Annotated in this window: 16 protein-coding genes; 12 read left to right on the top strand and 4 right to left on the bottom strand. The window is 41.1% G+C overall.

Features of this window, described 5'->3' with window-relative positions:
* The first annotated feature begins 71 nt into the window (after positions 1-71).
* Complete coding sequence (locus tag NAF01_RS13275) at positions 72-953, top strand: LysM peptidoglycan-binding domain-containing protein (protein WP_413227228.1); 882 nt, start codon at positions 72-74, stop codon at positions 951-953.
* 34 nt (positions 954-987) lie between these two features.
* On the opposite strand, the gene NAF01_RS13270 is transcribed toward NAF01_RS13275, so the two are convergent.
* Positions 988-1,212, bottom strand: a complete 225-nt coding sequence (locus tag NAF01_RS13270; protein ID WP_197215677.1) for a hypothetical protein — start codon at positions 1,210-1,212, stop codon at positions 988-990.
* A gap of 183 nt (positions 1,213-1,395) precedes the next feature.
* On the opposite strand from NAF01_RS13270, the gene NAF01_RS13265 reads away from it, so the two are divergent.
* From NAF01_RS13265 to NAF01_RS13245, 5 genes are all read left to right on the top strand, one after another.
* Complete coding sequence (locus NAF01_RS13265; protein WP_226618094.1) at positions 1,396-1,821, top strand: VOC family protein; 426 nt, start codon at positions 1,396-1,398, stop codon at positions 1,819-1,821.
* A gap of 45 nt (positions 1,822-1,866) precedes the next feature.
* The gene (locus NAF01_RS13260) at positions 1,867-2,286 is read left to right on the top strand and encodes a hypothetical protein (RefSeq protein WP_197206730.1); all 420 of its coding nucleotides are present in this window, start codon (positions 1,867-1,869) and stop codon (positions 2,284-2,286) included.
* A gap of 111 nt (positions 2,287-2,397) precedes the next feature.
* Positions 2,398-2,943 carry a GNAT family N-acetyltransferase gene (locus NAF01_RS13255; RefSeq protein WP_226618095.1) on the top strand — a complete coding sequence of 182 codons (546 nt, stop codon included), beginning with the start codon at positions 2,398-2,400 and terminating at the stop codon, positions 2,941-2,943.
* Between the two features lie 202 nt (positions 2,944-3,145).
* A complete protein-coding gene (locus NAF01_RS13250) occupies positions 3,146-3,787 on the top strand; it encodes a DUF6944 family repetitive protein (RefSeq protein WP_250800411.1) in 642 nt (213 codons plus the stop codon).
* A 12-nt stretch (positions 3,788-3,799) separates the two neighbouring features.
* Positions 3,800-4,375, top strand: coding sequence for a DUF6944 family repetitive protein (locus NAF01_RS13245; RefSeq protein ID WP_250800410.1), 576 nt, complete (start codon positions 3,800-3,802; stop codon positions 4,373-4,375).
* A 177-nt stretch (positions 4,376-4,552) separates the two neighbouring features.
* Here the strand turns inward: NAF01_RS13245 and NAF01_RS13240 are convergent, their stop codons facing one another.
* From NAF01_RS13240 to NAF01_RS13230, 3 genes are read right to left on the bottom strand one after another with little or no spacing between them, the layout of a single operon-like run.
* The gene (locus NAF01_RS13240) at positions 4,553-5,647 is read right to left on the bottom strand and encodes an acetyl-CoA C-acyltransferase (protein ID WP_250802455.1); all 1,095 of its coding nucleotides are present in this window, start codon (positions 5,645-5,647) and stop codon (positions 4,553-4,555) included.
* Positions 5,643-7,091 (bottom strand): AMP-binding protein, encoded by a 1,449-nt coding sequence (locus tag NAF01_RS13235; RefSeq protein ID WP_434964684.1) that lies wholly within the window; start codon positions 7,089-7,091, stop codon positions 5,643-5,645. Before NAF01_RS13235 ends, NAF01_RS13240 begins: the two co-directional genes overlap by 5 nt.
* 38 nt (positions 7,092-7,129) lie before the next feature.
* Positions 7,130-7,693, bottom strand: coding sequence for a biotin transporter BioY (locus tag NAF01_RS13230; RefSeq protein ID WP_197215664.1), 564 nt, complete (start codon positions 7,691-7,693; stop codon positions 7,130-7,132).
* Between the two features lie 235 nt (positions 7,694-7,928).
* Here NAF01_RS13230 and NAF01_RS13225 point away from each other — a divergent pair, with 235 nt between their 5' ends.
* The 6 genes from NAF01_RS13225 (at position 7,929) to NAF01_RS13200 (ending at position 13,279) form a co-directional block, all read left to right on the top strand.
* Positions 7,929-8,069: a hypothetical protein gene (locus tag NAF01_RS13225; RefSeq protein ID WP_197087628.1), complete on the top strand. Its 141-nt coding sequence runs from the start codon at positions 7,929-7,931 to the stop codon at positions 8,067-8,069.
* Between the two features lie 217 nt (positions 8,070-8,286).
* Entirely contained in the window at positions 8,287-9,105 is an 819-nt protein-coding gene (locus NAF01_RS13220) for an alpha/beta fold hydrolase (protein WP_048009272.1), read from the top strand.
* Between the two features lie 76 nt (positions 9,106-9,181).
* Positions 9,182-9,964 carry an IclR family transcriptional regulator gene (locus NAF01_RS13215; protein ID WP_197249776.1) on the top strand — a complete coding sequence of 261 codons (783 nt, stop codon included), beginning with the start codon at positions 9,182-9,184 and terminating at the stop codon, positions 9,962-9,964.
* 291 nt (positions 9,965-10,255) lie between these two features.
* Entirely contained in the window at positions 10,256-11,533 is a 1,278-nt protein-coding gene (locus NAF01_RS13210) for an MFS transporter (RefSeq protein ID WP_197215660.1), read from the top strand.
* A 146-nt stretch (positions 11,534-11,679) separates the two neighbouring features.
* Positions 11,680-12,216, top strand: coding sequence for a cupin domain-containing protein (locus tag NAF01_RS13205; protein ID WP_035329812.1), 537 nt, complete (start codon positions 11,680-11,682; stop codon positions 12,214-12,216).
* 148 nt (positions 12,217-12,364) lie between these two features.
* Positions 12,365-13,279 (top strand): VOC family protein, encoded by a 915-nt coding sequence (locus NAF01_RS13200; RefSeq protein WP_197249777.1) that lies wholly within the window; start codon positions 12,365-12,367, stop codon positions 13,277-13,279.
* Positions 13,280-13,285: the final 6 nt, after the last annotated feature.

Here is a 13,285-nt window from a genome sequence, read left to right as displayed (position 1 = left end):
ATTGGAGCGCTGCACATGCCGAAAACAATCCCCGCAATATTTATGATGTAAAACAAGGGGATACCTTGACATTGATTGCAAAAAAATACGGATCAACTGCAGGGGACTTAAAACTATTTAACGGCCTGCAGTCAGACAGGCTTTTAATCGGGCAAAAGCTTCGTGTCCCGATCATGTACAAAGTGGCACCCGGAGATACACTCTGGAAGCTGGCGGAAAAATATGATTCAAGTGTGGCAATTATTAAGGCAGCAAATGGACTATCCTCCAACGCTATAAATACCGGGCAAAAACTAAAAATTATCCCAAAAAAGTTAGCCATGGATGGAAAGTTCGTCCTCATGACAAGAGAGGAATTCCGGGATTGGATTTTCAATCAGAAATTTACGAGAAAAGTGGCGAAGGTTCAGCAGCATCACACCTATCAGCCATCATACAAACAGTTCAATGGCACAAATCATTTTGCGATCATGAAGGGGATGGAGGAATATCACGTAAGCGGAATGAAGTGGAGCATGATCAGCCAGCAGCTGACCACTTTCCCCGATGGAAAAGTGGCTGTGGGAAGGCCGTTCGACGTGGCTCCTGAAGGATCATTCGGCCTGCAGAATAAAGAAGCGATGCACAAAATCGAAGCAGATGCGATAGCGATCGAAAATCTCGGCGATTTTGATTCCAATCAAATGACGGGTGAACAAAAAGAAACGATCGTGACTGTCACGGCGCTCCTGATGCTGAAATATGGCCTGGCGCCATCCATTGACAGCATCACCTATCACCATTGGTGGGATATAAACTCGGGTGAGAGGGTGCTGGATAACAGCCATGGGCATACCGTAAAAACCTGCCCCGGCACTGAATTTTTTGGCGGGAATTCGACTGCCAGCGCTAAGAAAAACTTTTATCCTCTGGTCAGAAAAAAAATGCAGGAGATCAGAGCAACCCTGCATTAACATGGAAAACCCGCAGACAAGGTGCGGGTTTTTCTCATCGCTTCTTCCTTTTCTTTTTATCATCCTCTGCTGCCAGCTTCGCTTTGTTAACACTTTCAAGCTCTACCTGTACATGAATTTTACTTTCATCTACTGACGTGACACTGGTTACTTTGCCTTTCCGTCCTTTGATTTTGACCTCTTCTCCTTCATTTGGAACACTTTTGCGGAGCTGATTTAATAAAACATTTTTCCCATCAAGATAATACACTGTAAACATTCTCATCTCACCTTTGTCTATGGAATGTGGTACAAGTTCCTGCACCATTTCTATAAAATATAGACTTAGTGATAAAAATAGACCCGTTTTTTTAAAAAATAGTTGCGAACATTTGTTCCTCGTAGTAAAATCAAACTTGCAATAAATGTTAAGAAAAATGAAAATATTAGGGAGCTGATGAAAATGACAGTAAGAGTGATTCCTTATTTGGTGATGGACGGAAATGCGAATGAAGCAATTGAATTTTACAAAGAAGCGCTGGAAGCGGAGGTTATGTATAAGCAAACATTTGGAGAAGGTCCCGATAACCCTGAATATCCGCTGCCTGAAGAAGCAAAGAACCGAATTATGCATGCAACTGTAAAGGTTGGGGAGAACGAACTAATGTTTAGCGATACATTCCCGGGCCAGAATCATCAAACAGGAAATCAGGTGACCATTTGTCTTTCAACGTCAGATCCTGTAAAATCGAAGAAATTTTATGATGCACTTAAGCAGGACGGGGAAGTGACCATGCCTCTTCAGGAAACATTCTTCAGTCCTGCATATGGAAGTGTCATCGACAAATTCGGAGTGCATTTTCAAATCTATACAGAGGGCGAGCATTGATTCGGGCAGAAAAATAGCAACCTTCTATAAAATAGGAGTTAATTGATGAGCATCGTTAATTATCTTGGCTGTAATTCTATATTGCCAGCTAGTGATCCTGAGAGTGATAATGAAATCATTGTAGGTGACTTCTTCTCTGATGAAGAAATGAGAGCAGAGGTACATAAACATTTATCAGCAAAATATATCTACGAAGTAACTTCCAGGCAGCACGGCAGTATTTGGTTTAATAAATACTACAAACAGTCTTATCCAAAAGGTCACGAAGAAGGACAAAAAGGTTTTAAATCACTATGTGCTTTTTTAGATCAGCACCTTGCATCAGGAGATTATTGTGAATTATATACCTGCTGGGTTGGCGACGAATCGGAGGGACCTGAATACAAAGACTGTATTAACCTTCATGACTTTGATATCGAAAAAATTGAAGTGGATGAAAAATCTTTGCTTGTCATTAACAAATAAATGTTTGGATGAGCCATTCCTCTATGGATGAGGAATTGGCTTATTTTTAATGAACCACATAGTTCAGTTCATTGTCATAGATAACTATTTGAGAAAAGAGGGCGGATTTTAATGATTATAAAACCAAAACAATACATAGTTAAAAATTTGAACTATATGATAAGATCTGCTGTCGAGGAAGATGCAAAGGAACTGTCTAAAATAAGGGTGCAGATTGATGGTGAAACGGAGAACATGGACCGGGAAGCAGGTGAAGCATATATAGATGAAATAGGCTTTATAGAGTTAGTTAATAAAGATTCGATTAGTGACCGGAATATTTTCCTGGTTGCTGAGGTGAATGGAAGAATTGCAGGCTTCTCCAGGTGTGAAGGCAGTGAACTGAAACGAAGCAGACACAAAGTGGAATTTGGTGTATGTGTGCTCAAGGAATTCTGGGGCTTTGCAATTGGAAAAAACCTTTTAGCTCAGTCTATTCAATGGGCGGACTCTAATCAAATTAAGAAAATTACCTTAAATGTCCTTGAGACAAATGAGAAAGCGATTAAGCTATACGAGCAAAATGGCTTTGAAATTGAAGGGGTATTAAAAATGGATAAGCAGCTGTCTGATGGCAACTATTACAGCACCATGGTAATGGGAAGAATTAGTGAATAACTATAAGGTGAATATTTTACTCAAACAAATGAAGATTTAATCCATAAAACACTGCGTGGACGCCAAAACTTTAGATGCTGCCCTGATACAAATCTCAGTTTCTATACTTATACACCGGAACTCCCTCTCGTCAATCCTAAACTTCGTACCCATTATTTATTTATTGAATATAATTTAACATACGTCAGCTAAGGAGTATGTTATGGACAATCAACTAAAAGAGATAATCGGGGCCGCTTTAGCTGCCATTGGTACAATCATTTCAGCTGTCTCAACCATACCCGCAAAGTCAAAAAAAATGGAAAAACTATTTGATGGCCTCGATATTGTGGGGAATAGCCTCCAGGCAACAGGAAATGCTCTCGAAGCAGAAGGACAGAGTGAACCATCTCTTGAAAAGGCCGGCAATGAGATACAGGCTATTGGAAACATTACAGTCATTGCAGGATTAATTTTAGATTTAGAGGAAGAAAATGAAGATAAATTAGTGATTGCAGGGAACTGGATTCAGGCACTTGGCGGGGCAACTGCACTTGGAGACGAATTTGAAGATCCCACTGCAGCAGGACAGCTTTTTAATATATACGGCAACCTGCTTCAGGCGATTGGCAATTCCCTGCAGGCAATAGGGGGGACTATAAATCTCAGGGAAAAAGAGAGGGGAGAATCTGGAGATAGCGCAAATAATATTATTGCCGCAGGAAGCTGGATACAGGCAGTTGGTTCTGTTTTATCACTGATTGGCCAGCTTCAAGAGGAGAATCAGGAGATTTCTTCTGGAAGCAGTGATGAAAGCAATGATCCGAACTCAAAATCTTTTGTTGCTAAAGAAAAAGTTAATTAGAGAGGGGTAATCATGTATCTGGAAGGAGATGATCTATTAACTGTCGGTGCTTATTTTCTGGTTGCAGGCACATTTATTTCTGCGATTGGCGAAACCATGAAGCCGGATGTAAACAATGTGAACAAAAAATTAATACGGGACGGAAATGGTGTTCAGGCGGTTGGCAATAGCCTCCAGGGATTTGGAAGGATAAGCCTAGCTGAGGGAAATGAAACAGCTAATTTATATGGAATTATTGGGAGCTTTACGCAGGCAGGCGGGAATTCCATCAACACGGCTGCAAATAATATTGAAATTCAAAATCCATCAATTTCTGTGTCAGGCTTTAATTCACTGGGCAGTACCATTCAATCCATGGGTGCAGCATTGGAAGCTGCGGGAGTTGAAAACGATGAAAACAATCTGCTCAGCAATCTAGAAACTCTGAGTTACTCATTGATTTCGGTATCTGCTATCCTCGACGCTATAGGAATTCTTATAGAAGATGAAAAGAGCATTCAAAAAAGAGTCCTGCTGGCTGCAGGAGGATGGCTTGAATTCATTGGTGCAGTTCTTGGCGCATATGTGATCATTCAGGCAGGTGAATAAGCTGCATATTTTGCAAAAAAAGAGAAAAAGCATGGTTATCATTGTGATATCAGATGATATTTGTCGACTATCAATCTGCTAGCAGTTGATAAAATTGTGCTAATACGTCGGATTCTGCCAGATTTCAAGCCGAAAAATAACCTGGAATCACACTTTTCCAGGCCATCCTTCAAGCTTTCAACAAACTGCTTCAAACAAAATAGCAGCACCAACTCCGCCTCCGCTTCCAATGGCAGCTAATACATATTTGCAAGAACGTCTTCGCTGCACATCATAAAATAATTTTGTAACCAACACAGCACCTGACGCTCCATAGGGGTGGCCAACTGTTAAAGCCCCTCCATTAACGTTCAGTTTTTCATATGGAATGGAAAGCTCATTGGCACATGCTGTAATTTTTGAGGCGAATGCTTCATTAATTTCTATTAAATCAATATCGTCAATGGTTAAATAATTTCTTTCCAGGATCGACTGTATGGCTGGAACAGGCGCAAATCCCGGATAGTTGGGGTGTACACCAGCAACGGCACTATCAGCAAAACGCAGAATGGGTTTGTAGCCATTTTTAATTGCTGTTTCTTCCTCCATCACCAAAACAGCAGCTGCCCCGTCATGGATGCCGCAGCTGTTGGCTGCTGTTACAGTGCCATCCTTTTTAAATATCGGTTTGGCTCGTTTTAATAGAGTATCCATTTTTCTTTTTTTAAAAAACTCTTCATCATGTGAATGGCTTCCAAAGGGAATCAGCTCGTCTCCCATTAGTCCACTTTCAAAAGCTTTCCAGCTCCGTTCATAGCTTAATAGTGCATATGTATCCTGAGCTTCCTTTGATATGCTGCACTTTTCGGCTACATTTTCCGCTGCGGCACCCATATCAGGGTCTCCGATTTTGTCGGGGGAGAAGCGGGCTCTTTTGGTAAATGGGGAGGTGCTGGCACTTTCCGTACCACCTGCTATATAACAAGTACCTGCACCTCCCTGGATAAGATAGCTTGCCAGCCTAATGGCTTCAAGACCCGCACTGCATTGCCTGTCCAGCGTTAAACCCGGGACGGAAAGAGGGAGTCCTGCTTCCAATGCAGACAAGCGGGCAATATTGCCGCCAGGTCCCACGACATTGCCTAAAATGACATCATCAATTTTTTCTTCCAGGCCTTCCGCCAGATATTTTAGCAGCGGGGCAGCAAGTTCATGCGGCTCATAGTCTTTAAGCATCCCATTTGCTTTTCCGATAGGTGTTCTTTTTGCCTGTACAATTACTGCTTTTTTAATGGCTGATCACCTTCCGTTCGATGGATTCCCTTAGCTCCGCGCGGGCAATTTTTCCGCCGGCTGTGTAAGGCATTTCTTCAGTGAAGATCCAATTGCGCGGGATTTTGTAGGATGCCAGATGATTTTTGCATAGGCGCTTTAACTCAAGAGCATCTGTTTTGCCTTTGATGACTGCCACAGCAATTTCGCCCCAGTATGGATCCTTTACACCCATTACAGCAACCTCCTCGACTGCAGGATGAAGGCTGATTACCTTTTCGATTTCTTCAGGGAAGATATTAATGGCTCCATATAAAATCATGTTCTTTTCCCGCCCGCTGATGTATAAATATCCTTCTTCATCAACATAGCCCATATCATCAACAGTTGCCCAGCCATCTTGATCCTGTATCGTATGTATTGCGCCATTTAATAGGTAACCATCGAAAATAAGATCGCTCCTGACATATATTTTCCCAATTTCATAGGGAGCGAGCTTATCACCCTTTGTACCTCTGATTTCGATTTCAACTCCATGGCAAGGCTTCCCGACTGATTCCGCCTTTCGGACTTCTGCATGAAAGGTCACATAACTTAATTCGCTTGCCCCATAAAACTCAGTCATGGAAAGCTTAGGAAACATTTTGCTGATTTCTTGTTTTGATTCTTCGTCCCATTTTGCTCCCGAAGAAATAATTTTGACCGGCTTCTCTATGATTCTTTTTTCTTTTAAAATAGCTGACACCATTGTCGGAACTGTATAAAGTGCGGTGATTGGCTGCTTCTCAATACACAATAGGGCCTGGGCTGCATTGAATTTATCCAGCAGGTAAACTGTTCCGCCTGTACACAGGGTACTAACCGCGCCATACAAAAAATGAGAGTGGATGAGTGACCCTGGAATCAGGACATGTTCCTTTTCATCCATTTTAAAATCATGCTCATTAACCCTGAAGCTGGCAGCCCAGGATCTTTGGGAGCGGATAAATGCCTTTGGACTGCCGGTCGTACCTGAAGTAAAACCCATATAAAATGGTTTGTTGCTTTTATAATCGATGTTAAACGAATTATTTTGTCCGCCAATCTTCATAAATGCATCATCCCAGACAAGGACGAAAGGGTGCATGCTGGATACCTGGTCATAGTATTCTTTAACTGTGATTATAATAGAAGGGCTGGAAATCCTGATCCGCTCATTAAGTTCCTCGGCCTTCCATTTAAGGTCGTAAGGAACAGCTGTCCATCCAGCCATGGAGGCACCTGTGAATAATTGCAAAAATGGAATCCCATTTGGCAGAAGAAATCCCGCTGTCTTATTTTCAAATGAAAAAGACTTTAGCCAATTGGCGGTTTTGCATACGAGAGTGTTCCAGTCTTTATAGTTTAAAGACTCGTCTTTCGTAATAATCGCTGCTTTATTCGGCGAACCTTCGGCGAACTTCTCTATATTTGCTGTAATATTCATCATGGATTTGGACATCTCCTTATGGAAAAGGAGACACTTTAAAGTGTCTCCAGAGATTTAGAAAATTGCTTATTGATAATCGGATGCTTAAGCAGTCTGAATACCAGGAATGAGGCAAGAGTGGCTTTCAATACATCTCCCGGGATATAAACCAGGCTTAATTTAATAGCTTCTGACAGAGGAATATTCATCATAAAGGCCTGTACAGGAATGCCAAACAGATAGATTAGGAATATTCCGACAGTCAGATTTATAAGAAGGATATTCATTAATTTTAAAGTTTTGAAGTGTGAAAGTAAATAGCCGATAAAAAAAGCTGTTACCGGGTAGGAAATTAAATAGCCGGCGCTGGGACCGAAGAAAACACCAATGCCGCCGCGTCCGCCCGATAATAATGGAGCTCCGGCAGCAACCAGCAGCAAAAACACGGCCATGCTGATTCCGCCAAGTCTGGCACCTAAAATACCGCCTGCCAAAAGGACACCGAGTGTCTGTAACGTAATCGGAACGGGTGTAAAAGATAGCATGATTGGTGGAACAAGCCCGAGTGCTCCCATTACTGCTGCAAATAAAGCCACGTATGTCATCTCTTTAACTTTCATAATACCTCTCCAATTCAGATTAATAGGTTAACTGTTTTTATTTTATGGTTAACAAAAATGTTTGTCAACCTGAAAAAAATGAAGTTTACAATTAGCATAACAGTTGGTTTATTGGTTGAAATACTATCAGTTAATGTGTACTTAATAGCTGCGTCTATGAATATTCATGTTTATTTTTTTCTAAAATCATTCAAACTAAGCGGGTACCAAAATTTTTTACAGGGGGTTATTTAACGTGTCCAAGAAAAACAATACGCCATCTGATCAAGTTGACCAAAAGGAATTATTGGACGATAAAGTGAAAGAGGCCAGAAAAAACAACTTCGAAGAAGATCACGTACGCAGAGTTACATCAAATGGTGCACAAGGGCAATAAGTAACACTTAGAAACACAGCTGCAAAATTAGGAACCCGTTCTTAAAATGATCGGGTTTTTATTGTTGGTACAGAATGTGATAACCATGGACTGGTGTAATTTACTAATGGTAAGATATTTTTTGACTATTCTGTTGACTATTCCAAAATATGATTTATGATAAGGGTAACCGAAACGATGTTTTACTTACAAAACAAACATGTGTGGAGGTTATAAAATGCCATTTATTGATGTGAATGACTTAACGATTCATTATGAAGTAGAAGGAAATGGTGAACCGCTCGTTATTCTTCATGGGCTGGGAAACAATTCACAATCCTGGAAAAAGCAGCTGGAAGGGCTTAGCACGGAATTTACTGTTATAGCCTGGGATGCTCCCGGCTATGGCAAGAGTTCTGATCCTGGGGAGGAATTTACACAGTTCAGCCAATTTGCTGATGTGTTAAAGGGCTTTATTGACGGTTTGCATTATAAAACTGTTAATCTTTTAGGACATTCAATGGGTTCAGCCATTGCTCTTGATTTCTGCAGCCGTTATCCTGATATGGTGACAAGGCTAATTATTGCCGATGCCACCCGCGGTGCCGCGGGGCAGAGTCATGAGGAAAACGAAAGAAAGCTGAAAAACCGCTTACATAATATTAACACATTAGATCCAAAGGAGTTGGCTCAATTGAGGGTAAAAGAACTCCTTGCGCCAAACCCGGATCCAGAAGTAAAGAAGGAAGCAGAACGAATCATGTCCCAGGTAAGGCCGATTGGCTATCGCTCTGTGGCCTTCTCACTTTCAAATTTAAATCAAATGGATATTTTGCCTTCCATTTCTGTTCCTGTCCTTGTAATTTGCGGGGTATTGGATAGGGTGACCCCTGTAAGCGAATCAGAAATTTTCCATCAGTATATCCCTAATTCTATTCTGAAAACCATTCCGAAAACAGGACATTTATGCTATCAGGAGGATCCGGACTACTTTAATGCCCTTATTTTGAATTTCCTTCAGGGTGCATACAAAAAAGAAGAATTAGCAGAAAGGTAACCATAGTGAAATATTTCCTATTTCAATCCTGGTTTTGTTATTATTTTGGTAAAAATGTAAACAGGGGGTGAGTTGCATGGCAAAAGAGGAGAAAGAGCGGTATAATGCCAATGCTCTGGTACGGGGGCTGGAAATCTTAAAACTATTTAATGAAGAGCGTCCAACTCTGTCACTGGTTGAAATTGCAAAAGAATTGAATGTAAGCCGAACTGTCCCGTATCGATTATTGTATACTCTCCAATCGCTTGGTTATCTTGACCAGGACGAAAACTCAAAGAGATATAGTTTAACACCCCAGGTATTGGAATTGGGCTTTTCCTATTTAAGTACGTTAAAACTTCCGGAAATTGCCCAGCCTTACTTGGAGACATTAAGAGATGAAACAGGGGCTTCCTGCCATTTATCCATTCTTGATGGGAATGAAGTGGTGTACGTTGGCAGTGCTCCTGTAAGAGGAGTATCCGCTATTAATGTCAATATCGGACTGAGGCTTCCGGCTCATGCAACAGCAAATGGAAAATTGCTGCTTGCCTATCAGCCGCAGGAAAAGCTGAAACAGCTTTTTTATGGATCCGAATTGAAGCCGTATACGGATCGGACAAAAACATCCCTGGCTGATTTTCAAAATGAAATTGAAATTATCAGGGGAAATGGATACTCCATTACAAGAGGAGAACTTCACCATGGTATTCAATCAGTAGCGGCACCTATATTTGATAAAACCGGCAGCATTATGGCGGCTATTAATGTGGTAGCAACAGAGACAACATTCCATGATGAGTTTATTGAACAAGTAGCGCTGCCAAAAGTGCTTGAGATTTCAAAAAAGTTATCAGGCTATATGGGATATCATCTTTAAAAATAAAAATAATGGGTAAAAGCTTGCAGCAACTGCAAGCTTTTTTGTTTTGTATATAAAACGTAATTTTGTAAACGAAACAAATTGAATTTTTTTATTGACTCAATTTTCGAAAAACTTTACACTATTATTAAGTGGTAAACATTGTTTTGTATATAAAACATAAAACGGCTGAAAGGAGGGCAAAAAATACCACCCAAAATAATTTTTTTTATGAAGTATAATATTTGAGAATCGAATGTATTTGAAAGCGGTTGCAAAATGAATATGTTTCTTGAAAGGGGATCACAAATGCTGAAAGGGAACAAAAGATGGCTCTATATTGCAGTGCCAATATTCTTTTTCTGGTTTTTTGGACAAATTGATAAACTGGGAATTTCGGTTATTCAAACGGATCCTGGCTTCCTTAGTGATCTGGGGCTAACAGGGGCAGACAAAAATGCCAAAATTGGCTTAATAACTTTTATCTTTACAATTTCTTACGCCGTTTCAAATATTTTCTGGGGCTTTGTTATTGATAAGGCAGGTCCGCGGAAAACGGCTATATTCGGACTGGTAATTTGGACTGCGACTATGATTGCTGGCGGTTTGGCAACTTCCTATGAAATGTTTTTAATCAGCAGGGTAATACTTGGATTCGGTGAAGGGATGATGATTCCGGTTTGCGGAAAATTCATATCGAATTGGTTTAACCAGCGGGAACTTGGCCGGGCACAATCTACCTGGCTCGCGGGCAATTATTTCGGTCCTGCCTGTGGAGCTGTTATATTGACTTTAGTGCTTGCGACTTTCCATTGGGAAGCTGCGTTTTTCTTCCTGGCTGCTTTTAATCTATTTATTGTTATTCCAATGTTTTGGTTCCTTACCCGGGATACTCCAGAAGAACATTATGCAATTGATAAGGAAGAGCTTGCGTATATCCGCAAGACTGATGGCACTGAAAAACCAAAGAAAAGCTTTGCACAGGACTACCGCTATTGGATCGTTTGGTTTGGCATGTTAATGTCTTCGTTTTTGTTTTTCGGAATCAGCATTTGGCTGCCTACTTATCTCGTTGAGGCCAAAGGTTTCTCAAGAGAAGCAATGACAGGGATTACCTCATTATCCTGGCTGTTTGCTCTTGGATTTGTGTTATCCTGCGGTTTTTTGGCAGACAAAACAAGACGTCCAAGCTTACTGGCCACGATTCTGTTCAGTTTAACGGCAGTATTCTTAACAGCAGCTATTTTTGCACCGCATCCGGTTCTGGCGGGTATTTGTATGGGACTTGCAATGGGAACTCAAGGCGGTGTCTTCCATTTAAGCAATTTGTTTATCGTAAAATTTTCTACCCCGGAAACAGCCGGGCGTGCTGCCGGTCTTATGGGATTTACAAATATTCTAGGAGGTTTTTCAAGTTATATCATGGGATGGATGAGAGACCTTGCAGGCGGAGATTTTGGCCCATCTATCGTTATGCTTATTATTGCAGCGAGCTTAGGCTTCATCGCTTATATATTCACAATCAAAAAAGAGGCAGCGGAACTTCGGATTGAGCAAATTCCTCCAAATAGAAAGGTCATTGTATAAGGTTTTATATTTAAAACGAGGTTTTAATAATTTAATTTTTCTCAATATTTTTAATTGACATATTAAATATTGGGATTTATTATTAACCTGTAAGTAAAACATTGTTTTGTATATAAAACATTATAAGGGTTTAGGAGTGATAATTAATGTCAGCAGAAAAATTTGATGTGCAGGCTTTCGAAAAAAAATATGTAGCAAGGCTGGAAGACCGATCACTGGACTGGAATGTTCTTAAATTTCAAGAAGAAATTGATCCAAAGTATAAAAGGGCGCAAATGAGATATATTGGCCGCGGAGCTACAGCGAATAATGATTCAAATGTGATTGCCGCAGAACATTTCACACTCAGCACGATGGTCCTTCCAGCTGGTTGTGTTGGACCTCTTCATCTTCACGATGATGTGGAAGAAGTATTCTTTATTCTTAAAGGGAGTGTAAAGGCTCTTATCCAGGAAGTAGGCAAGGAAGAAGTTCATGAAATTCGTCTGAATGAGCGCGATTGCATCAGTTCTCCTCCGGGAGTGTACCGCGGCATTCATAATGATGGCGATGAAGAAGCGTTAATGCTGGTTATGCTTGGGGCAGTAAAACCAAATCTTCCTACATATCCGAAAGGGAGTGCTCTTGAAGAGCTGCGCATTCAGCGTGCGAAAGAGAGAGAAGCTATCATCAACGGAAAATAATCGTTTCTGTCAATCTGGCATTCTAATAAATATAACCGGGATGGTCCGCACAATTTAAACCGGGTCATCCCGGTTCCTTTAACAATAAATGTTTCTTCGGCAGTCAATGATCACAGAATTTTAAACATAGTATTTGGAGGTGCATGGGATGTTAGGCATTACTCACTTGAGGCATATTAGTCTCGTTACTCCAGTTCTTGAGGAGCAGGCTGAGTTTTACGAGAAGATTTGGGGTCTTGATAAGGTATCCGAAGACGGGGATTCTGTCTATTTCAGGGGTGCAGGTTCAGAGAATCATATTTTACATTTGAAACGGGGAGAAAAAGCGGGACTTCACCATATTGCATTTGGAATGGTTGATAAGAACGCTGTTGACAGGGCTGCGGAGATTCTGGCTTCAAAAGGTATCCCTGTTATTACACCGCCGGGCTATTTAGATGAAGAAGGCAAAGGATACGGACTTCGCTTTGCTGATCCGGAAAACCGCTGCATTGAACTTTCAGCATGGGTGGAAATGCACACGACAATCTGGAATAAGAAGAATGTTGATCCGGTGAAGCTGAATCATGTTGTCATGAATACGGCAGACCTGGATATGATTACAGACTTTTATACCAATATTTTAGGATTTAAGGTTACTGATTGGAGCGAACACCAGATGTCTTTCCTCCGCTGCAACAGGAAGCATCACTCACTTGCCTTCAACCAGGACCAGCATGCATCTGTCAATCATATTGCCTATGAGGTAGACACAGTGGATGAAGTCATGCGGGGGATTTCAAATGTCAGAAAAGCAGGTTATCAGGAGCTGTGGGGGCCTGGACGCCACGGACCGGGAAATAACATCTTCTGTTACTTTCAGGATCCTGCCAAGTTTGTCATGGAATACACTTGTTATCTGGAAACCATTGAAGATGAGGAAGAATGGGTGGCTCGAGTATGGAAAAGGGTTCCACACCTGATGGATCAATGGGGAATAGCCGGACCGCCAAAACCTGAAGCACGTGCTGCGATGGGAGGAAAGCCTGATCCAGGCTGGGTTAACGTGAATGCATTAACCTAAAGATAT

The organism is Cytobacillus firmus (genome assembly GCF_023657595.1).
Lineage (GTDB): Bacteria > Bacillota > Bacilli > Bacillales > Cytobacillaceae > Cytobacillus > Cytobacillus firmus_B.
This window is presented reverse-complemented; position numbering and strand designations above follow the sequence as displayed.

Coding starts and splice junctions, on each gene's coding strand:
- NAF01_RS13230 (WP_197215664.1), bottom strand. CDS start 7,693: ATGAAAGTTAAAGAGATGACATACGTGGCTTTATTTGCAGCAGTAATG.
- NAF01_RS13270 (WP_197215677.1), bottom strand. CDS start 1,212: ATGTTTACAGTGTATTATCTTGATGGGAAAAATGTTTTATTAAATCAG.
- NAF01_RS13235 (WP_434964684.1), bottom strand. CDS start 7,091: ATGAATATTACAGCAAATATAGAGAAGTTCGCCGAAGGTTCGCCGAAT.
- NAF01_RS13255 (WP_226618095.1), top strand. CDS start 2,398: ATGATTATAAAACCAAAACAATACATAGTTAAAAATTTGAACTATATG.
- NAF01_RS13215 (WP_197249776.1), top strand. CDS start 9,182: ATGGCAAAAGAGGAGAAAGAGCGGTATAATGCCAATGCTCTGGTACGG.
- NAF01_RS13245 (WP_250800410.1), top strand. CDS start 3,800: ATGTATCTGGAAGGAGATGATCTATTAACTGTCGGTGCTTATTTTCTG.
- NAF01_RS13210 (WP_197215660.1), top strand. CDS start 10,256: ATGCTGAAAGGGAACAAAAGATGGCTCTATATTGCAGTGCCAATATTC.
- NAF01_RS13205 (WP_035329812.1), top strand. CDS start 11,680: ATGTCAGCAGAAAAATTTGATGTGCAGGCTTTCGAAAAAAAATATGTA.
- NAF01_RS13220 (WP_048009272.1), top strand. CDS start 8,287: ATGCCATTTATTGATGTGAATGACTTAACGATTCATTATGAAGTAGAA.
- NAF01_RS13265 (WP_226618094.1), top strand. CDS start 1,396: ATGACAGTAAGAGTGATTCCTTATTTGGTGATGGACGGAAATGCGAAT.
- NAF01_RS13260 (WP_197206730.1), top strand. CDS start 1,867: ATGAGCATCGTTAATTATCTTGGCTGTAATTCTATATTGCCAGCTAGT.
- NAF01_RS13250 (WP_250800411.1), top strand. CDS start 3,146: ATGGACAATCAACTAAAAGAGATAATCGGGGCCGCTTTAGCTGCCATT.
- NAF01_RS13200 (WP_197249777.1), top strand. CDS start 12,365: ATGTTAGGCATTACTCACTTGAGGCATATTAGTCTCGTTACTCCAGTT.